The sequence below is a fragment of the Nocardioides sp. PD653-B2 genome, from assembly GCF_002117935.1.
Taxonomy (GTDB): Bacteria; Actinomycetota; Actinomycetes; order Propionibacteriales; family Nocardioidaceae; genus Nocardioides.
On the sequence record NZ_BDJE01000017.1, the window covers coordinates 194,652 to 212,797 of the forward strand.

At 72.5% G+C, this 18,146-nt stretch carries 22 protein-coding genes; 16 read left to right on the forward strand and 6 right to left on the reverse strand.

Features of this window, described 5'->3' with window-relative positions; all coding sequences use genetic code 11:
- Positions 1–76: 76 nt before the first annotated feature.
- From ribD to PD653B2_RS09005, 8 genes are read left to right on the forward strand one after another with little or no spacing between them, the layout of a single operon-like run.
- On the forward strand, positions 77–1,123 hold the full coding sequence (gene ribD, locus PD653B2_RS08970) for a bifunctional diaminohydroxyphosphoribosylaminopyrimidine deaminase/5-amino-6-(5-phosphoribosylamino)uracil reductase RibD (protein ID WP_242665204.1): 1,047 nt from the start codon (positions 77–79) through the stop codon (positions 1,121–1,123).
- Positions 1,124–1,726, forward strand: a complete 603-nt coding sequence (locus PD653B2_RS08975; RefSeq protein ID WP_085872008.1) for a riboflavin synthase — start codon at positions 1,124–1,126, stop codon at positions 1,724–1,726. It begins immediately after the preceding gene.
- On the forward strand, positions 1,723–2,424 hold the full coding sequence (locus PD653B2_RS08980; RefSeq protein WP_085872009.1) for a nicotinamide mononucleotide transporter family protein: 702 nt from the start codon (positions 1,723–1,725) through the stop codon (positions 2,422–2,424). Before PD653B2_RS08975 ends, PD653B2_RS08980 begins: the two co-directional genes overlap by 4 nt.
- Positions 2,421–3,689 carry a bifunctional 3,4-dihydroxy-2-butanone-4-phosphate synthase/GTP cyclohydrolase II gene (locus tag PD653B2_RS08985; protein WP_085872011.1) on the forward strand — a complete coding sequence of 423 codons (1,269 nt, stop codon included), beginning with the start codon at positions 2,421–2,423 and terminating at the stop codon, positions 3,687–3,689. Before PD653B2_RS08980 ends, PD653B2_RS08985 begins: the two co-directional genes overlap by 4 nt.
- Before the next feature lies 1 nt (position 3,690).
- On the forward strand, positions 3,691–4,176 hold the full coding sequence (ribH, locus tag PD653B2_RS08990; RefSeq protein WP_085872013.1) for a 6,7-dimethyl-8-ribityllumazine synthase: 486 nt from the start codon (positions 3,691–3,693) through the stop codon (positions 4,174–4,176).
- An 11-nt stretch (positions 4,177–4,187) separates the two neighbouring features.
- Positions 4,188–4,451: a phosphoribosyl-ATP diphosphatase gene (locus PD653B2_RS08995; RefSeq protein WP_085872014.1), complete on the forward strand. Its 264-nt coding sequence runs from the start codon at positions 4,188–4,190 to the stop codon at positions 4,449–4,451.
- Positions 4,452–4,463: 12 nt separating this feature from the next.
- A complete protein-coding gene (gene hisG, locus PD653B2_RS09000) occupies positions 4,464–5,312 on the forward strand; it encodes an ATP phosphoribosyltransferase (protein WP_085872015.1) in 849 nt (282 codons plus the stop codon).
- Positions 5,296–5,739: a PH domain-containing protein gene (locus PD653B2_RS09005; protein WP_089503917.1), complete on the forward strand. Its 444-nt coding sequence runs from the start codon at positions 5,296–5,298 to the stop codon at positions 5,737–5,739. The genes hisG and PD653B2_RS09005 overlap by 17 nt, the downstream gene beginning before the upstream one ends.
- A 21-nt stretch (positions 5,740–5,760) precedes the next feature.
- Here the strand turns inward: PD653B2_RS09005 and PD653B2_RS09010 are convergent, their stop codons facing one another.
- Genes PD653B2_RS09010 through PD653B2_RS09025 form a run of 4 tightly spaced genes read right to left on the reverse strand, consistent with a single transcriptional unit; the run spans position 5,761 to position 8,923 of the window.
- Complete coding sequence (locus tag PD653B2_RS09010) at positions 5,761–6,684, reverse strand: aldose 1-epimerase family protein (protein ID WP_085872018.1); 924 nt, start codon at positions 6,682–6,684, stop codon at positions 5,761–5,763.
- Positions 6,685–6,694: 10 nt separating this feature from the next.
- On the reverse strand, positions 6,695–7,240 hold the full coding sequence (locus PD653B2_RS09015) for a uridine kinase family protein (RefSeq protein ID WP_242665205.1): 546 nt from the start codon (positions 7,238–7,240) through the stop codon (positions 6,695–6,697).
- 1 nt (position 7,241) lies between these two features.
- A complete protein-coding gene (locus PD653B2_RS09020; RefSeq protein ID WP_085872019.1) occupies positions 7,242–8,471 on the reverse strand; it encodes an amino acid deaminase/aldolase in 1,230 nt (409 codons plus the stop codon).
- Positions 8,471–8,923, reverse strand: coding sequence for a hypothetical protein (locus PD653B2_RS09025; RefSeq protein WP_085872020.1), 453 nt, complete (start codon positions 8,921–8,923; stop codon positions 8,471–8,473). The genes PD653B2_RS09020 and PD653B2_RS09025 overlap by 1 nt, the downstream gene beginning before the upstream one ends.
- Positions 8,924–9,083: 160 nt before the next feature.
- Between PD653B2_RS09025 and PD653B2_RS09030 the strand changes: the two genes are divergently transcribed.
- The 6 genes from PD653B2_RS09030 (at position 9,084) to PD653B2_RS09055 (ending at position 13,153) form a co-directional block, all read left to right on the forward strand.
- Positions 9,084–9,620 (forward strand): SseB family protein, encoded by a 537-nt coding sequence (locus tag PD653B2_RS09030; RefSeq protein WP_242665206.1) that lies wholly within the window; start codon positions 9,084–9,086, stop codon positions 9,618–9,620.
- Between the two features lie 288 nt (positions 9,621–9,908).
- Positions 9,909–10,610 (forward strand): translation initiation factor IF-3, encoded by a 702-nt coding sequence (infC, locus tag PD653B2_RS09035; protein ID WP_085872022.1) that lies wholly within the window; start codon positions 9,909–9,911, stop codon positions 10,608–10,610.
- 89 nt (positions 10,611–10,699) lie between these two features.
- Positions 10,700–10,894 (forward strand): 50S ribosomal protein L35, encoded by a 195-nt coding sequence (gene rpmI, locus PD653B2_RS09040; RefSeq protein WP_085872023.1) that lies wholly within the window; start codon positions 10,700–10,702, stop codon positions 10,892–10,894.
- Between the two features lie 43 nt (positions 10,895–10,937).
- A complete protein-coding gene (gene rplT / locus PD653B2_RS09045; RefSeq protein WP_085872025.1) occupies positions 10,938–11,324 on the forward strand; it encodes a 50S ribosomal protein L20 in 387 nt (128 codons plus the stop codon).
- Positions 11,325–11,341: 17 nt separating this feature from the next.
- On the forward strand, positions 11,342–12,115 hold the full coding sequence (locus tag PD653B2_RS09050; RefSeq protein WP_414689159.1) for a TrmH family RNA methyltransferase: 774 nt from the start codon (positions 11,342–11,344) through the stop codon (positions 12,113–12,115).
- 9 nt (positions 12,116–12,124) lie between these two features.
- A complete protein-coding gene (locus PD653B2_RS09055; protein ID WP_123061224.1) occupies positions 12,125–13,153 on the forward strand; it encodes an ATP-binding protein in 1,029 nt (342 codons plus the stop codon).
- 10 nt (positions 13,154–13,163) lie between these two features.
- On the opposite strand, the gene PD653B2_RS09060 is transcribed toward PD653B2_RS09055, so the two are convergent.
- The gene (locus tag PD653B2_RS09060; protein ID WP_085872028.1) at positions 13,164–13,556 is read right to left on the reverse strand and encodes an ion channel; all 393 of its coding nucleotides are present in this window, start codon (positions 13,554–13,556) and stop codon (positions 13,164–13,166) included.
- A 102-nt stretch (positions 13,557–13,658) separates the two neighbouring features.
- Here PD653B2_RS09060 and pheS point away from each other — a divergent pair, with 102 nt between their 5' ends.
- Positions 13,659–14,765: a phenylalanine--tRNA ligase subunit alpha gene (pheS, locus tag PD653B2_RS09065; RefSeq protein ID WP_085872029.1), complete on the forward strand. Its 1,107-nt coding sequence runs from the start codon at positions 13,659–13,661 to the stop codon at positions 14,763–14,765.
- A 4-nt stretch (positions 14,766–14,769) separates the two neighbouring features.
- Complete coding sequence (gene pheT / locus PD653B2_RS09070) at positions 14,770–17,253, forward strand: phenylalanine--tRNA ligase subunit beta (RefSeq protein WP_085872030.1); 2,484 nt, start codon at positions 14,770–14,772, stop codon at positions 17,251–17,253.
- 63 nt (positions 17,254–17,316) lie between these two features.
- Here the strand turns inward: pheT and PD653B2_RS09075 are convergent, their stop codons facing one another.
- Positions 17,317–18,114 (reverse strand): maleylpyruvate isomerase N-terminal domain-containing protein, encoded by a 798-nt coding sequence (locus PD653B2_RS09075; RefSeq protein WP_085872032.1) that lies wholly within the window; start codon positions 18,112–18,114, stop codon positions 17,317–17,319.
- Positions 18,115–18,146: the final 32 nt, after the last annotated feature.

An 18,146-nucleotide genomic window follows, 5' to 3' on the forward strand; every position in this document is an offset into this window, starting at 1 on the left:
GACCATGAGCCCTCCGGGGTCCCCGGTGTCGCCCGTCGCCCCGGAGTCCGTGACACGACCGGACCGGAGGGGTGAGATGACGTTCACCGCTGCAGAGCAGGCCGCCATGCGGCGCGCGCTCGAGCTCGCGGCGACGCCCGGCGTCCCGCTCGGGCCCAACCCGCGGGTCGGCTGCGTGCTGCTCGACGAGGACGGCCGCACGGTCGCCGAGGGCTTCCACCGCGGTGCCGGCACCGCCCACGCGGAGGCCGACGCGCTCTCCCATGCAGGAGACCGGGCCCGGGGCACCACCGCCGTCGTCACCCTCGAGCCCTGCAACCACACCGGCCGCACCGGTCCGTGCGCCGAGGCGCTGGTCGCCGCCGGCGTACGCCGGGTCGTCTTCGCCCAGCCCGACCCCAACCCGGCGGCGGCCGGGGGGGCCGACACCCTGCGCGCCGCCGGCGTCGAGGTCGAGTCGGGACTTCTGGCCGTCGAGTCCGGACTTCTGAACGAGGTCTGGACCTTCGCCGTCGAGCACGGCCGCCCCTTCGTCACCTGGAAGTTCGCGACCAGCCTCGACGGCCGCAGCGCCGCCGCCGACGGCACCAGCCGCTGGGTCAGCTCCCGGGCTGCGCGCCTCGACACCCACCGGCTCCGTGCGCTCTGCGACGTGATGCTGGTCGGCAGCAACACCGTCGCGGTCGACGACCCGCTCCTGACCGTGCGCGACGAGCGAGACCAGCCGCTGGGCCGCCAGCCGCTGCGCGCGGTGATGGGGGAGCGCGACCTCGACCCCGGCAGCCGGATCTTCGCTCAGTCCACCGCTGGGGACGCCGAGAGCCTCCAGCTCCGCACGCGTGACCCCGAGAAGGCGCTCGCCGAGCTCTACGCCCGTGGCCGCCAGCACGTCTTCCTCGAGGGCGGGCCGACCCTGGCCGCGGCCTTCCTGCGCGCCGGGCTGGTCGACGAGATCGTCGCGTACGTCGCGCCGATGCTGCTCGGCGCCGGCCGCTCCTCGGTCGCCGACCTCGGAATCACCACCATCGCCGACGCGTTGCGTCCCCGGGTCATCGACGTCACCGTGCTCGAGCACGACCCCGAGCACAACGTCCGGCTCACGCTCGCACCAGAGAGGACCTGAATGTTCACCGGAATCGTCGAGGAGCTCGGCACCGTCGCGGCCATCGAGGACCAGGGCGACGCCATCCGCCTCACCATCCGTGCGAGCACCGTGCTCGAGGACGCCGGCCTCGGCGACTCGATCTCGGTCAACGGTTGCTGCCTCACCGTCACCGAGCACGACGGCGTGACGTGGACCGCCGATGTCATGCAGGAGACCCTCGACAAGACCAGCCTGTACGGCGTGCAGCCCGGCGACCGGGTGAACCTCGAGCGTGCGGTGACCGCCCACACGCGGCTGGGCGGCCACATCGTCCAGGGCCACGTCGACGGCGTCGGCACCATCGTGAGCCGGACGCCCAGCGAGCACTGGGAGGTCGTCGAGATCTCGCTGCCGACCGCGCTGAGCCGCTACCTCGTCGACAAGGGCTCGATCACCGTCGACGGCGTCAGCCTGACCGTGGTCGAGGCGAAGGACGAGAGCTTCACGGTCAGCCTGATCCCCGAGACGCTGGCCCGCACGACGCTGGGCTCCCGCCGGCCCGGGGACCGGGTCAACCTCGAGGTCGACGTGATCGCCAAGTACGTCGAGAAGCTCCTGCCGTACGGCAAGGAGACGGCATGAGCACCCTGTCGTCGTTCTACGACGCGCATCTGACCATCTCCGGCCACCAGATCACCTGGCGCGAGATCGTCGGCAACACGTTCGGCTTCGCCTCCGCTGTCGGTGGGCTGCGCCGGCGGGTGTGGGCGTGGCCGGTCGGCATCGTCGGCAACGTGCTCCTGTTCACCGTGTTCGTCGCGGCGACCTTCGACGCCCAGGCCCAGCAGCCGCTCTTCGGCCAGGCGGGCCGCCAGGTCTTCTTCATCATCACGAGCATCTACGGCTGGCAGCGCTGGCAGGAGGCCAAGCGGGCCCACGGTGGGGGAGACGTCCCGGCGATCGACCCGCGCTGGGCCACCGCCCGCGAGCGGGTCGGGTACCTCCTGACCGCCGCGGCCGGGATCCTGGTCTGCCAGTGGGTGTTCACGGTCGTCGGCGCCGGCTGGCCCGCGCCGCGCTGGTACTACTGGTGCGACGCCTGGATCTTCGTGGGCTCGATGCTCGCGACCTACGCGATGGCCCGCGGCTGGAACGACTTCTGGCTCGCCTGGATCGCCGTCGACCTGGTCGGCGTGCCGCTCCTGTGGCACTCGGGCTACTACCCCTCGGCGATCCTCTACGTCTTCTACGGCGCGCTCTGCGTGGCCGGCTTCATCACCTGGTGGCGCGCCACCGCGGCCGCACCCGGCCAGTCACTCCGAGAGAAGGTCCCCGCATGAGCCAGGACGCTCAGCACGACGGCGTACGCCTCGACAGCATCGAGCGCGCGATCGCCGACATCGCGGACGGCAAGGCCGTCATCGTCGTCGACGACGAGACCCGCGAGAACGAGGGCGACATCATCTTCGCCGCGAGCAAGGCGACCCCCGAGCTGATGGCCTTCACGATCCGGCACAGCAGCGGCGTCATCTGCGTGCCGATGCCCGCCGGCATGCTCGACCGTCTCGAGATCCCGCTGATGACGCCCCACAACAAGGACAAGCTGCGTACGGCGTACACGATCTCCGTCGACGCCCGCGACGGCGTCACCACCGGGATCTCCGCCGCCGACCGGGCCCACACCGCACGCGTGCTCGCGGACTCGGCCACCGAGCCGTGGGAGATCACCCGGCCGGGCCACGTCTTCCCGCTGCGCTACCGCGAGGGCGGCGTGCTCGTGCGCCGCGGCCACACCGAGGCGGCCGTCGACCTGGCCAGGCTCGCCGGGCTCACCCCGGCCGGGGTGCTCGTCGAGGTCGTCAACGACGACGGCACCATGAAGCGCGCCCCCGAGCTGCGCGAGTTCGCCGACGAGCACGGCCTCGCGATGATCTCGATCGACGACCTGGTCCGCTACCGGCGCCGCCACGAGAACCTGGTCGAGCGGGCCGCCGAGACCCGGCTGCCCACCCGGCACGGCGACTTCACGGCCTACGGCTACCGGATCACCGTCGACGGCTCCGAGCACATCGCCCTGGTGTACGGCGACGTGTCCGGCCCCGAGCCGGTGCTGACCCGCGTGCACTCGGAGTGCCTGACCGGCGACGTCTTCGGCAGTGCCCGCTGCGACTGCGGACCGCAGCTCGACGAGGCGCTCCAGCGGATCGTCGAGGAGGGCCGGGGTGTCGTCGTCTACCTGCGCGGCCACGAGGGGCGGGGGATCGGCCTGGTCGCCAAGCTGCAGGCCTACCAGCTGCAGGACGGCGGCCGCGACACGGTCGACGCCAACCTCGACCTCGGCCTGCCCGCCGACGCGCGCCACTACGGCACCGCCACGCAGGTGCTCCGCGACCTCGGCGTCACGAACGTCCGGCTGATGACCAACAACCCCGACAAGGTCGACAACCTCGAGGACTTCGGGGTGCACGTCGCCGAGCGGGTCGCCCTGACGCCGCACCCCAACGACCACAACATCGCCTACCTGCTGACCAAGCGCGACCGGATGGGCCACGACCTGCCCAACCTGGCCGCCGACGCAGCCGACCTCGCGCAGAACGGAGCCTGACATGGCTGGACACGGAGCCCCCGACCAGGAGCCCTTCGACGGCAGCGACCTGCGGGTGGCGGTCGTCGCAGCGAGCTGGCACACCCAGGTGATGGACGGCCTGCTCGCCGGCGCCGAGCGCGCCCTCGACGACTTCCGGGTCGCCGACCGCAAGATCGTCCGGGTGCCCGGCACGTTCGAGCTGCCGGTCGTCGCGAGCGCGCTGGCGGCCCAGGGGTACGACGCCGTGATCGCGCTCGGCGTGGTGATCCGGGGTGGCACTCCGCACTTCGACTACGTCTGCAACGCCGCCACCGACGGGCTGACCCGGGTCGCGCTCGACCACACCACCGCGGTCGGCTTCGGCGTGCTCACCTGCGACGACGACCAGCAGGCCCTCGATCGCGCCGGCCTCGAGGGTTCCCAGGAGGACAAGGGCTACGAGGCCACGTCGGCCGCCCTGCTCACCGCCCGGACCCTGGGCGAGGTCGCCAGGTCCACGCCGTAGGCTGGTCGATCGTGAAGACGTTCGACGAGCTCTGGTCCGAGCTGAGCGACAAGGCCCGGACCCGCCCCGAGGGATCCGGCACCGTGCGCGAGCTCGACGCCGGCGTCCATTTCATCGGGAAGAAGCTGGTCGAGGAGGCCGCCGAGTCCTGGATGGCCGCGGAGCACGAGGGCAAGGACCGCGCGGCCGAGGAGATCAGCCAGCTGCTCTACCACGCCCAGGTGCTCATGCTCGCGACCGGCATCGAGCTCGACGACGTCTACGCCCACCTCTGAAAGCGCGTTCCCATGTCTCTCCTGAGAATCGCGATCCCCAACAAGGGGTCGCTGTCCCAGTCCGCGTCCGAGATCTTGCGCGAGGCCGGCTACCGCCAGCGCGACGACGCCAAGCAGCTGACCCTGATCGACGCCGAGAACGGCGTCGAGTTCTTCTACCTGCGCCCTCGCGACATCGCGCTCTACGTCGGCGAGGGCACCCTCGACGTCGGCATCACCGGCCGCGACCTGCTCCTCGACTCGGGCGCGAAGGCCGAGGAGATCACCGGCCTCGGCTTCGGCCGCAGCCGGTTCCGCTTCGCCGGTCCGCAGGGCTCGTTCACCGACCTGTCCCAGCTGGCCGGCACCCGCATCGCCACGTCGTACGTCGGCGTCGTCCAGTCGTTCCTGGAGGAGCGCGGGATCGAGGCCTCGGTCGTCCGTCTCGACGGGGCCGTGGAGACCAGCATCCAACTCGGCGTGGCTGACGTGATCGCCGATGTCGTCGAGACCGGCGGCACCCTGCGCCAGGCGGGCCTGGAGACGTTCGGCGAGACGATCCTGGAGTCCGAGGCGGTGCTGATCACCCGTTCCGGTGCGGTGCCCGGCGGTTTCGAGGTCTTCAAGCGCCGGGTCGACGGCGTCCTGGTCGCCCGCAGCTACGTGATGATGGACTACGACATCGAGTCCGAGCACGTCACCGCCGCGGTCGCCCTGACCCCCGGCATCGAGGGCCCGACCATCGCGCCGCTCCATCGCGAGGGCTGGGTGGCGGTGCGGGCGATGGTCCCGCGCGCCGGTGCCCAGCGACTCATGGACGAGCTCTACGACCTCGGTGCCCGCGGCATCCTGCTCACGGACATCCATGCCTGCCGCCTCTGAGCCGGTGCCGGTCCCGCACACCTGGCGCCCCTTCGGGGTCCGGATGGCCGGAGCGGTGCTGGGTGGCGGCCTGCTGATGGTCTGTGCGCTGGCCTGGATCGGCTTCGACGCCGAGACGCAGGCGCGGTTCTCCTGGCTCCAGCGCGGCACGCTCGCCGTCCTCGGCCTGCTCGCGTTCGCCGCGTGGTTCGCGCTGGTCCGGTCGCGGGTGGTCGCCGAGCAGGGCCGGCTGGTCGTGGTGAACGGCTACCGCCGCCGCGACCTCGCGTGGGCCGAGGTGATCGCCGTGCACCTGCCGCCCGGCGCTCCCTGGGCGACGCTCGACCTCGCGGACGGCACCACCGTCGCCGCCATGGGCATCCAGGGCTCCGACGGTGACCGTGCCCGGCGCGCCGTGCGCGAGCTGCGGGCGCTGGTCAACCGCTGACCAGGCGGGGTCGCTGAACGCTCAGTCCTGGGAGCGGATGCCCCAGCAGACCGACAGCTCGTCGCCGTCCGCGCCGGTCGGCGCCAGCGTCACCAGGTCCTCGCCGCTGCGGAAGGCGTCGGCCTGGGCCGTCATCGGCTCGACGGCCAGCGAGCGACGCGCCGTGCCCGGCACGTCGTCGGCGCTGAACACCTGCAGCCACGCGTGCGCCGAGTCGACCCACAGCACCACGCCGTGGCCCGACACCGGGTCGGTGAGCAGGGTCGTCGCCACCCCCTGCGCGTCGCGGTCGAGGTCGGTGAACGCGTCGTTGAAGGCGACGTCGCGGATGGGGCGCGCCATCCGGAAGTCGTACGGCGTGCCGGCGACGTCCGCGCGGCCGACCGGCAGCAGCCGGTCGTCGACGAGCGAGCGGGTCGACGCGGGCAGGGTCAGCTCCCAGCCGTCGACCGGGCCGGGACCGACCGTGAGGTAGGGGTGCGCACCGCTCGCGTACGGCGCGGGCTTGTCGCTCATGTTGGTCGCGGTCTGGGTGACCGTGAGCCCGTCGGCCGAGAGGTCGAAGACGATGTGCAGGTCGAGCGTCCACGGATAGCCGGTCTGGGCCATCAGCCGGTAGGTGAGCGACACCGAGTGGGCGGTGTGCTCCTCGAGCGACCAGGCCACCCAGCGCACCAGGCCGTGCGACGCGTTCCGGTGGGACGGCTCGGTCAGCGCGAGCTGGTGGTCGTGCCCGTCGAACGAGTAGGCGCCGTCGCGGATCCGGTTCGGCCACGGCATCAGCAGCTGGCCGCGGCCACCGGATGACATCTCGTCGGCGCCGAACCCGTCGACCAGCGGGCGACCGGCGTACTCCAGCACGCGCAGCGCGGCGCCGCTCTCGGTGACGACGGCCCGGTAGCCGCCGCCGCTGATCTCGTACTGGTCACCACTGGGAGCGAGCATGGTCGGCAGCCTAGGCGCTGGTGTCGACGATCAGGTCGGCCCGGCCGCGGGTGTCCTCGTGCTCGAAGAGTGCCGCCTCGTCGACCTGCCACTGCTCCCACTCGGGGCGCATCGCCTCGCCGTCGCGCTCCAGCCCGCGCCGAAGCCGCTCCGACCACGGCGCCTCGACCCACGCGAGCGCCGTGACGAGGCCCGCCACCGCGCGCGCACCGCTGCCGACGCCCTCGATCACCAGCAGCGGGACCGGCTCGACGTCGACCGTCTCGACGAAGCGACCGGCGTGCCAGTCGAAGCGGCGGTAGCTCCCCGGACCTCCGCCGGCCAGCGGGCGGAGGAGGTCATCGAGCTGGGCGGCGACCTTCGACAGGCCGTGCCAGCCGTCGTACAGGTCGTCCATGTGGATCACCCGGGCGCCCGGCTCGAGCGCGGCGACGGCGGCGGCCAGCGTCGTCTTGCCCGAGCCGGCGGGACCGTCGATGCACACCAGGCGGCCGGCGCCCAGCGTGGGTGGGCGCGAGCGGGCCAGGTCGAGCAGCGCGGCGGCGGCGTCGACCACGTCAGAAGGCCTGGCCGCACCCGCGGTAGCTCGGCACGGCGTCCACGAACTCGCTGCCGGAGAGCAGGTGCACGGAGAGGGCGTGCTCGAAGAGCTCGCCGGACTTCGCGTGGCGGAACCACACGAGGTCACCGATCTCCAGCAGCGCGGCGGCACGGCCGGTGAGCGGCGTCTGCACCTCGCCGGCGCCCTCGAGAGCGGTCAGGTGCAGGCCGGCCGGCGCCCACGGGGTCGGGAGCCGGTCTGCGCCGACCGGTCCGGAGGCGACCAGGCCGCCGCCGTGCACGGTCGCCATCTCGGGCGACGGCTTGCGGGTGACCGGCAGCCCGTAGAACGAGGCGGGCCTCGGCGCGAACGAGCGGTAGTGGTCGAAAAGGGTCGGCACCAGGAGCCCGGAGCCGGCCGCGACCTCGGTGACCGCCGGGTCGGCGGCGGACTCCTCGACCGAGCCGGAGCCGCCGGCGTTCCAGAACTCCAGCTCGGCCAGCGGACGGATCGCGTCGGCGATCTCGCGACGGCGTACGGCGAGCTGGGTCAGCGAGAGCGCCTTCAGCCGGCGCACGATCATCGACCGGGTGCGGGCCGTGGGCACGGCGTCGGCCAGCCCGGCGACCTGTCCCTCGTAGGTCATCGCGCCGACCAGGCGGAAGCCGCTGCGCTCGGTGATCGTCCGGGCCAGCGCCACCACGTCCGCCGTGTCGTGCAGGGGTGACCGCTTCGGGCCGACGTGGCTGCCCGCCACGAGCAGGCCCGCGTCCACGTCGATCGCGACCCGGACCGGGACGGTGGGGGAGAAGCGGACCGAGTCGACGACCTCGAGCTGGGCGACGTTGTCGACCATGATCGTGATGGCGGCCGCGGCCGACGGGGAGGCGACCAGGTCGGCCAGCGCGCCCCGGTCGACGGTCGGGTAGGCGACGACGATGTCGTCGCAGAGGTCGTGCTCGTGCAGCCAGAGCGCCTCGCGCAGCGTGTAGGCGAGGACGCCGTGCATGCCGTCGTGCTCGAGGGCGCGGCTGATCAGGGCCGGGACCCGCAGCGACTTCGACGCGACCCGGACCGGCTTGCCGCCGGCTCGTCGGACCAGGTCGGTCGCATTCGCGTCGAAGGCGTCGAGGTCGACGACGAACACCGGAGTGGGGAGCGGGGCGCCCTGCTTGGCGACGGCGTCGTTCAGCCGTGCCCAGAGCTGGTTGCGGTCGACGAAGCCCTGCGACACCCGCGCGGCCATCAGCTGATGCCACGCTTGCGCAAGATGGCCTCGATCTCGGCCATGTCGTCGTCGCCGGCCAGGGCGGGCTGCCCGGTCTCGGCCGTCCGCGTGGCTGTCCGCCTGGCGGGCAGCTCACCGGGACCGGCGGCCGGCGGCCCCACCGACCTCGCGACCTGGCGGCTGCGGAGCGCGCCGGACATCACGATCAGGCCGATGCCGACCGCCCCCACGACGATCCCGCTCCACACCATCGGGTTCCACACCAGGTTGCCGGCCCAGGCGCCGATCTCGCCGGCGATGCCGGTGAACATCTGGAGCGTCTTGGTCAGGTAGGCCGCCGGGGGCAGCAGCGTGAAGCCGAGCGCCCGCAGGCCGGAGGCCAGACCCCGTCGCCGGAAGGCGAGCCAGGTCCAGATCCCTCCAGCCACGGTGAGGGTCAGCGTCAGCGCCGCCCACGAAGCATCGTCCACGATTCAAGCGTCCCACACGCCCCATGCGCGACCGGCCTCAGGCCGGAGCGGCCACCCCGGGTTCCTCGACCGGCTCGCCGAGGACGCCCCTTCCACCCGGCGAGCGGCCCTGCGGCGCCCGAGTTTCGGATCTCGGACTCGTTCGGGGGAGGATGCCGAGGTGATCCAGCCCGACGAGACGCGCACGATCCCGGACCCCGGGTTCGCCGGTGACGACGGAGCCGCGCCGGCCGCGCTGGCCGCCGCGTTGGCCGCCTGGGACGCCGACCCGGGCGCCTATCCGGAGGCCCTCGCCGCGCTCCAGCAGGCGCGGCTCCTGGTGCCGGTCGTGGCCGTCCTGGGCGAGGTCGAGGTCGACGAGGCCGGGCTGGCCCACGACAAGACCAGCGACATGGCCGCGGTGCTGATGCGCGGTGGTGACGGCCGGCTCGCGCTGCTGTCCTTCACCGCGACGGCGACGCTCGCCGCCTGGGACCCGGCCGCCCGTCCGGTGCCGGTCTCGGCACAGGTCGCGGCCCGGTCGGCGCTCCAGGACGGCGCCGAGGCGCTGCTCGTGGACGTCGCCGGCCCGGTCCCGCTCGTCGTCGAGGGCGACGACCTCGAGGGCCTCGCCCGGGGCTGGACCCTGGCCCGGGTCGGGTCCGGCACCGCCTGGATTCGGCCTGACACGGAATCTTCGGTTAGCATTCAGCGTTGACCGATCAGTTCCGCCGTACCCACGGTGGAGTCGATCTACAAGCGGAGGCTCTCCACTCGTCTCCCACCCGCACCGACCGCCGCGCGAGCACAGGTCGTCGGGTCCGGTCCCGAAGGCCCCGGCCTTCGCGAGTACGAACGTCGTACGTCGCGAGAGCTGGACACTTCGGAGGCGTTCCCCGCAGGTTGGGGGGCGGCGTGACTGGCTTCCGCTTGGACAAGCGGAAGCCTTTGTCGATTTCGGACCGCCCTCTCGGGGGGAGCCGAGCCGCAAGGACCTCCGGCCACATTGCCATCAGGAGGACACATCAGCACCGAGCTGCGAATCAACGACCGGATCCGGGTTCCCGAGGTCCGTCTCGTTGGACCCAACGGGGAGACCGTGGGCATCGTCCCCACGGACCAGGCCCTGAAGCTTGCCCAGGAGGCTGACCTCGACCTCGTCGAGATCGCGCCGCAGGGGAAGCCGCCAGTCTGCAAGCTCATGGACTACGGCAAGTTCAAGTACGAGAACGCCCAGAAGGCTCGCGAGGCCCGCCGGAACCAGACGAACGTGATCATCAAGGAGATGAAGCTTCGTCCGAAGATCGACGCGCACGACTACGAGACCAAGAAGGGTCACGTCGTGCGGTTCCTGCGCGCCGGCGACAAGGTCAAGATCACGATCATGTTCCGCGGTCGCGAGCAGCACCGTCCCGAGCTCGGGTTCCGGCTGCTGCAGCGCCTGGCCGAGGACGTGACGGAGCTGGGCTTCGTCGAGTCGTCGCCCAAGCAGGACGGCCGCAACATGATCATGGTGCTCGGCCCGCACAAGAAGAAGGCCGACGCCAAGGTCGACCTCAAGGCCGAGAAGGACGCCAAGGCCGCCGAGCGCGCCGCCCTGGTCGCCGACGAGCAGGCAGAGCGCGACGCCGCGCATGCCGCCGGACCGGTGGCGCAGAAGAAGGAGCGTGGCCGCTCCGAGAACCTCGATCCCGAGATCGAGGCCTGAGACCCGCGGTCGGCACGCCGACCGTTGCACCAACTCGCTGGTCGAGCCTGGTGAGACCACGACCAGTAGGACGAGAAGAGAGAGCTGAGATGCCGAAGAACAAGACGCACTCCGGTGCGAGCAAGCGCTTCCGGGTGACCGGGTCGGGCAAGATCCTTCGCGAGAAGGCCGGCAAGCGCCACAACCTCGAGAAGAAGGCCTCCAAGGTGACCCGTCGCCTCACGGGCACCGTCGAGGTCGCCAAGGCCGATGTCCCGCGCGCGAAGAAGATGCTCGGTCTCTGACCGGCGTCCGCACCCCGTCTTTACAAGCAACAAGGAGTAAACAGTGGCACGCGTCAAGCGGGCAGTGAATGCCCAGAAGAAGCGCCGGGTCGTCCTCGAGCGGGCCAGCGGCTACCGCGGTCAGCGCTCGCGGCTCTACCGCAAGGCCAAGGAGCAGGTCACCCACTCGCTGGTCTACAGCTACAACGACCGGCGCAAGAACAAGGGCAACTTCCGCAAGCTCTGGATCCAGCGGATCAACGCTGCGTCCCGCGCCCAGGGGATGACCTACAACCGGTTCATCCAGGGCCTCAACCTCGCCGGTGTCGAGGTCGACCGCAAGATCCTGGCCGACCTGGCCGTCAACGACGTCGCGGCGTTCAACTCGCTCGTCGAGACCGCCAAGGCCGCGCTGCCCGAGGACGTCAACGCGCCCAAGGTCTCGGCCTGACGCACGACACTCCTCTGGTGGCGGGCAACGCCCGCCTCAAGGAGACCCGGAAGCTCAGCCGCCGCTCGGAACGCTCCGAGCGGCGGCTCTTCCTTGCCGACGGCCCGAAGGCCGTCCAGGGCGCCCTCGGTGTCGACGGTTGTGTGGTCGAGGTCTTCGCGACCCCCGCCGCCACCGAGCAGTACGCCGCCCTCGCAGCCGCCGCCCCGCGGTGGACCCTCGTCGACGACCGGGCGCTCGCGTCGTTGAGCGACAGCGTGAGCCCGGCCGGCGTGGTCGCCCTCTGCCGCTTCCTCGACCGGCCCGTCGAGCACGTTCTCGACGGCACCCGCCTGGTCGCGATCTGCGCCGACGTCCGCGACCCCGGCAACGCCGGCACGGTGATCCGCTGCGCCGACGCCGCGGGCGCCGACGGCCTGGTGCTCGCCGGTCACTCCGTGGATGCCTACAACCCCAAGACGGTGCGGGCCAGCGTCGGCAGCCTCTTCCACCTGCCGCTCGCGGTCGAGCCCGACCCGGCCGCCGCGGTCCGCGCCGCCCACGCCGCCGGCCTGGTGGTGCTCGCTGCCGACGGCGCCGGGGAGGTCGACCTCGACGAGGCCGACGAACTGCTGGCCGGCCCGACCGCCTGGCTGTTCGGCAACGAGGCCTGGGGCCTGCCCGACGAGCTGGCCGCGCTCGCCGACCACCGGGTGCGGATCCCGATCCACGGCCGCGCCGAGAGCCTCAACCTGTCGACCGCCGCCGCGCTCTGTCTCTACGCGTCCGCGCGCGCCCACCGGGCCCACTAGGCTGCGCGCGTGAGCCAGGCCGACCTCGACGCGCTCGCCGACGGTGTGGTCCTGGTCGGCGCCGACGGCCGGGTCCTCGCGATCAACGAGGTCGCCGTCCGGTTCCTCGGGGAGGCCGCCGTCGACGCGGTGGGACGACCGCTCGAGGACGTCCTCGCGCTGCAGGACCAGGACGGCAACGACTGGTGCTCGACCAACAAGCCGTACGACGGGCTGACCACCCGCACCGGCGTACCCGAGCAGCCGTGGCTGCTGCCCGACGGCACCGAGGTGCTCGTCGTCGCGCGGATCCACCGGCCGGCGCTCGACCAGCCCGTCGACCGCGTCGCCGTGAGCCTGCGGTCGGGCCGTGGTCGCGCCCGCCTTGATCGCGAGCGCTCTGACCTGGTCGCCACGGTCGCCCACGAGCTGCGGTCACCGCTGACCGGGGTGAAGGGTTTCGTCCAGGCGCTGCTCAACCGCTGGGACAAGCTCTCCGACGAGCAGAAGAAGCTCATGCTGACGACGGTCAGCGCCGACTCCGACCGGCTCAGCCGCCTGATCGCCGAGCTCCTCGACGTCGCCCGCATCGACACCGGGCGTCTCCAGCTCTACCCGCGGCCGTCCGACGCCGGTGTCCTGGTGCGCCGCGTCGTCGACTCGGTGGCCGCAGGCACCAGCCGCCCGATCGACCTGGACGTCGCCGACGACCTGCCGACGATCACGGTCGACCCCGACAAGTTCACCCAGGTGGTCACGAACCTGGTCGAGAACGCCGTGCGCCACGGGTCCGGCAGCGTCCGGATCGCCCTGGAGACGTCCGGGTCCGAGCCCCGCGGCGTCCTGCTCTCGGTGGAGGACGAGGGGGACGGGATCGCGCCGGAGCTGCGGGCCCGCGTCTTCACGAAGTTCTGGACCGGCGGCGGGAGCGGCGGCTCCGGCCTGGGCCTCTACCTGGTCAACGGCCTGGTCAAGGCGCACGGCGGGAGCGTGACCATCGGCGACGCGGACGGTGGCGGCGCCCGGATCGTCATCGCGCTGCCGAGCAGCCCGGCCTAGCGCACCAGGGTCAGGGGAGGCGCTTCTCCAGTGCCTCGACGCGCCGGGAGATCTCCTCGAGGCGGGTCAGGATCTCCCGCTCGAGGTCGGTGCTGAGCCTCTCGGCGGGCTCCTCGTCCGTGCGGATGAACACCGCCGCGAGCGTCGCGCTGAGCAGCGACAGCAGCACGAAGCCGACCACGATGAGGACGGCCGAGACGACCGTCGCCGTGGCGGTGTCGGGCGGCCCGTACACGTAGCCGACGGTGGTCATCAGGCACAGCGCCCACCACAGACCGCCCCAGAAGCTGCCGACGGTGTCGGACTCGAAGGCGGCGGCGGCACCGGCACCCCCGAGGAGACATGCCAGGGCGACGATGATCGCGGGCGGGGCGACGGTCCGCTCCAGACGAGGTGACTTCACGCTGCGATTGTGGCCCGCGGTGTCCGCGCGGGGAACCGGTTCGCGCCCGACGTGGCGACCTTCCTAGACTTGCCGGGTTGCACGCGCGCTGGAGAGGCAGACATGTCGGGCCCGAACACCGATTACGACCCCGTGGAGGTCACCCCGTTGAAGTCCGAGGAGGTCGACGCGTCCCGCGACGCGGCGCTCGCGGCGATCGCGGCCGCGACGGATCTCGCCGAGCTCAAGCAGGTGCGGATCGACCACACGGGTGACCGGTCGCCGCTGGCGCTCGCCAACCGCGAGATCGGCGCACTGCCGCCCCAGGCACGCAAGGAGGCCGGCCAGCGGATCGGCCAGGCGCGCGGCGCGGTCAACCAGGCCCTCGCCGCCCGGCAGGCGGTGCTCGAGGTGGAGCACGAGGAGCGGATGCTCGTCGAGGAGACCGTCGACGTCACGCTGCCGACCGACCGGGTGCCCGCCGGCGCCCGGCACCCCGTCACCACCGGCTCCGAGCTGATCGCCGACATCTTCGTCGCGATGGGCTGGGAGGTCGCCGAGGGTCCGGTCATCGAGGCCGAGTGGCTCAACTTCGACGCGCTCAACCTCGGCCCCGACCACCCGGCGCGCACCATGCAGGACACGTTCTGGACCGACCCGCCCGAGGACCACCTCGTGCTGCGCACGCACACCTCGCCGGTGCAGGCGCGCACCATGCTGACCCGCACGCCGCCGATCTACGTCGTCTGCCCGGGGCGGGTCTTCCGCACCGACGAGTACGACGCCACGCACAGCCCGGTCTTCCACCAGGTCGAGGGCCTCGCGATCGACGAGGGCATCACCATGGCCCACCTCAAGGGCACGCTCGACCACTTCGCCGCCTCGATGTTCGGCGAGGGCATCAACACCCGCTTCCGCCCGTCGTACTTCCCGTTCACCGAGCCGAGCGCCGAGGTCGACCTGGTCTGCTTCGTCTGTCGTGGAGCCGGCGTGCTCGACGGCGCACCGTGCCGCACCTGCCGCGGCGAGGGCTGGATCGAGTGGGGTGGCTGCGGTGTCGTGAACCCGCGCGTCCTCACCGCCTGCGGCGTCGACGCCGAGCGCTACACCGGTTTCGCCTTCGGCATGGGCATCGACCGCACGCTCATGTTCCGCCAGGGCATCGAGGACCTGCGCGAGCTCTTCGAGGGCGACATCCGCTTCACCACCGCATTCGGAACGGAACTCTGACGACATGAAGGCCCCTGTCTCCTGGATCCGGGAGTACGTCGACCTGCCCGACGGCGTCACCACCGAGGACCTCGCCGCGCGGCTCACTGCGCTCGGCCTGAAGCTCGAGGCGATCGAGAAGCCCGGCGACCAGATCACCGGTCCCCTCGTCGTCGGGCGGGTGCTCACCATGGAGCCCGAGCCGCAGAAGAACGGCAAGACGATCAACTGGTGCACCGTCGACGTCGGCGAGGCCAACGGGACGGGGGAGCCGCAGGGCATCGTCTGCGGCGCCCACAACTTCGCGCCCGGCGACCTCGTCGTCGTGATCCTGCCCGGCGGCATCCTGCCCGGGAACTTCGAGATCTCCGCGCGCAAGACCTACGGCCACCTGTCCGCCGGCATGATCTGCTCCGCCCGTGAGCTCGGGCTGGGCGACGACCACGACGGCATCATCGTGCTGCCGGCCGACGCCGGCGAGCCCGGGCAGGACGCGTTCGAGGTCCTCGGCCTGCGCGACGAGGTCATCGAGTTCGAGATCAACCCCGACCGCGCCTACGCGCTCTCGCTGCGCGGCGTGGCCCGCGAGGCCGCGCTGGCCTACGGTGCGCCGTACCGCGACCCGGCCGAGCGTGCCGTGCCGGCCGCCAACGACCAGGGCTACCCGGTCGTCGTCGACGACCCGGTCGGCTGCCCGGTCTTCGTGGCCCGCAAGGTCACCGGCTTCGACCCGGCGGCGCCGACCCCCGACTGGATGGTCCGCCGGATCACCCAGGCCGGGATGCGCCCGATCTCGCTCGCCGTCGACGTCACCAACTACGTGATGCTCGAGATCGGCCGGCCGATCCACGGCTACGACGCCGACAAGCTCACCGGCCCGATCCGGGTGCGCCGCGCTCGCGAGGGTGAGCGGCTGACGACGCTGGACGGTGTCGACCGCGCGCTGTCGGTCGAGGACCTCGTCGTGACCGACGACTCCGGCATCATCGGTCTCGGCGGCGTGATGGGCGGCGAGACCACCGAGATGTCCGCCACGACCACCTCGGTGCTGGTCGAGGCCGCCCACTGGGACGCCACGTCGATGTTCCGCACCGGCAAGCGCCACAAGCTCACCTCCGAGGCCGGCAAGCGCAACGAGCGCGGAGCCGACCCGACGGTGACCGAGGCCGCGGCCGACCGCGTCGTCGAGCTGCTCACGACCCACGGCGGCGGCACGGTCGACCCCGGCGTCACGGTGGTCGGCACCCCGCCCCGCCAGCCCTCGATCGCGATGGCCTACGACCTGCCCGCCCGCGTCACCGGCATGCCGATCGACGCGGCCGTCACCGTCACCAACCTCGAGGCCGTCGGGTGCACCCTCGACAAGGGCGACACCGGCGTCACCGCGACCCCGCCGCCGTGGCGGCCCGACCTCACCGACCCGTTCGACCTGGTCGAGGAGGTCGCCCGGATCGTCGGCTACGACCAGGTGCCGTCCGTGCTGCCGCGCGAGGCCGCCGGCCGCGGGCTGACCCGTGAGCAGCGCCTGCGCCGCCGGGTCGGCCGCACCCTGGCCGGTGCCGGATGCGTCGAGGTGATCAGCTTCCCGTTCGTCGGCGACGCCGCGTTCGACGCCCTCGGCCTGCCCGCCGACGACGTGCTGCGGCGCACCGTGCGGCTGGCGAACCCGCTGTCCAGCGAGGAGCCGTCGTACACCACGACGCTGCTGCCGGGCCTGCTCAAGGCCGCCGCCCGCAACATCGGCCGCGGCGCGGGCGGGGTGTCGCTCTTCGAGACCGGCACCGTCGCGTTCCCCGTCGACCGCGGCCCGGCGCCGATCTACGGCGTCGACCGGCGACCCAGCGACAGCGAGCTCGCCAAGCTCTTCGAGGCGATCCCGGAGCAGCCCCTGCACCTCGGCGTCGTGCTGGCCGGTGAGCGCGAGCGCGCCGGCTGGTGGGGTGCGGGACGCGAGGCCGGCTGGGCCGACGCGATCGGCCTGGTCCGGCGTCTCGGCACCGAGCTCGGCGTCGACGTGGAGGTCGTGTCGGCCGCGCGGATGCCGTGGCACCCGGGCCGTTGCGCCCAGGTCCGCGTCGGCGGGGTCGAGCTCGGCCACGCGGGCGAGCTGCACCCGAAGGTCTGCCAGGCGTTCGGCCTGCCGCCGCGCAGCGCCGCCGTGGAGATCGACCTCGACCTCCTGATGCAGCACGCCCGCGACGTCACGCCGGGCCCGGACTTCTCGACGTACCCGCTGGCGAAGGAGGACGTCGCCCTCGTGGTCGACGCCGCCGTCGCGACGGCCGATGTCGAGGCCGCGCTCCGCGCGGGCGCGGGCGACCTGCTGGAGTCGATCCGGCTCTTCGACCTCTACACCGGCGACCAGGTCGGAGCGGGGCGCAAGTCGCTCGCGTTCGCGCTCCGGTTCCGAGCCACCGATCGCACCCTCACCGAGGAGGAGACGGCGGCCGCGCGCGATGCGGCCGTCGCGCTCGCCGCCGAGCGGACCGGTGCCGTCCGACGGAGCTGACGAACCGGCAGCAGGTCTCGACCAGCCCGGAGGCCGCAACGGCCTGCCCGCCGCCCGCGCCACTCAGTCGATCGGGTGGTTCACGGCCTCCCGGAACCGGTCGTAGATGCCCCGGTCACCCGTGACGGCGATCTCTGCGTCGTCGCCGCGGCGCCACAGCCAGGCGTCGAGCACGCCGGCCGCGCCGGAGACCACGGCGTCGGGCTCGGTGCCCGGGTCGACGACGACGTCGATGTCCGGCTCGTCGGCGTAGCTCTGCTCGCTCTCCGGGTCGGTGCCGCTGAAGGTGCCGAGCTGCACCCAGACCGACTCACCCGTGTCGGCGATGTCGACCCGCACGTGGTGGGGGAGTCCGGAGAAGGAGCCCCACGCCGGCTTGCCGCCGAACATCACCGCGAGCGCCTCGTCGACACCGTCGGCGGCCAGCTCCGGGTCGAGCGCCGTGACCTGCCCGGCGGTCTGCTCGGCGTCGAGGCGGTGGATCAGCGCCTCGTGGGCCTGCCTGCGGAACGTGAATCCCACGGTCTGCTCCGGCGCCCACGACCAGGCGACCTCGGCCGGGTCTGCCGCCTCGAGCTCGGCGACCAGCGCCGCGGAGTGGTCGTCGTACGCCGTGAGCATCTCCTCGTACGTCGCCGGCCGCGCGAGCTCGTCGTGCTCGCCCGGGCCCGCCGGACGGGTGCCGATGATCGTGGCCCAGAAGCGCTGCACCCCGGCGAGGTGCCACAGCAGGTCGGCGGCGGTCCACTCGGGACAGCCGGGGACCCGGGCCTCGGGGTCGCAGTCGGTCAGCACCGCCCGGAAGCGTGCGGACTCGTCGCGCAGGTGGGTCAGGTAGCCGTCGAACGCCAGTCTTGCCATGATGGGGAACCTAGACCGGGCCACCGGCGGAC

Bases quoted from the DNA above. Each gene is read 5' to 3' on its own strand.
- ribH (WP_085872013.1), top strand. From the start codon at position 3,691: ATGGCTGGACACGGAGCCCCCGACCAGGAGCCCTTCGACGGCAGCGAC.
- PD653B2_RS08985 (WP_085872011.1), top strand. From the start codon at position 2,421: ATGAGCCAGGACGCTCAGCACGACGGCGTACGCCTCGACAGCATCGAG.
- rpmI (WP_085872023.1), top strand. From the start codon at position 10,700: ATGCCGAAGAACAAGACGCACTCCGGTGCGAGCAAGCGCTTCCGGGTG.
- PD653B2_RS09005 (WP_089503917.1), top strand. From the start codon at position 5,296: ATGCCTGCCGCCTCTGAGCCGGTGCCGGTCCCGCACACCTGGCGCCCC.
- PD653B2_RS09075 (WP_085872032.1), bottom strand. From the start codon at position 18,114: ATGGCAAGACTGGCGTTCGACGGCTACCTGACCCACCTGCGCGACGAG.
- hisG (WP_085872015.1), top strand. From the start codon at position 4,464: ATGTCTCTCCTGAGAATCGCGATCCCCAACAAGGGGTCGCTGTCCCAG.
- pheS (WP_085872029.1), top strand. From the start codon at position 13,659: ATGTCGGGCCCGAACACCGATTACGACCCCGTGGAGGTCACCCCGTTG.
- PD653B2_RS09020 (WP_085872019.1), bottom strand. From the start codon at position 8,471: ATGGCCGCGCGGGTGTCGCAGGGCTTCGTCGACCGCAACCAGCTCTGG.
- ribD (WP_242665204.1), top strand. From the start codon at position 77: ATGACGTTCACCGCTGCAGAGCAGGCCGCCATGCGGCGCGCGCTCGAG.
- PD653B2_RS09010 (WP_085872018.1), bottom strand. From the start codon at position 6,684: ATGCTCGCTCCCAGTGGTGACCAGTACGAGATCAGCGGCGGCGGCTAC.
- PD653B2_RS08980 (WP_085872009.1), top strand. From the start codon at position 1,723: ATGAGCACCCTGTCGTCGTTCTACGACGCGCATCTGACCATCTCCGGC.
- PD653B2_RS08975 (WP_085872008.1), top strand. From the start codon at position 1,124: ATGTTCACCGGAATCGTCGAGGAGCTCGGCACCGTCGCGGCCATCGAG.
- pheT (WP_085872030.1), top strand. From the start codon at position 14,770: ATGAAGGCCCCTGTCTCCTGGATCCGGGAGTACGTCGACCTGCCCGAC.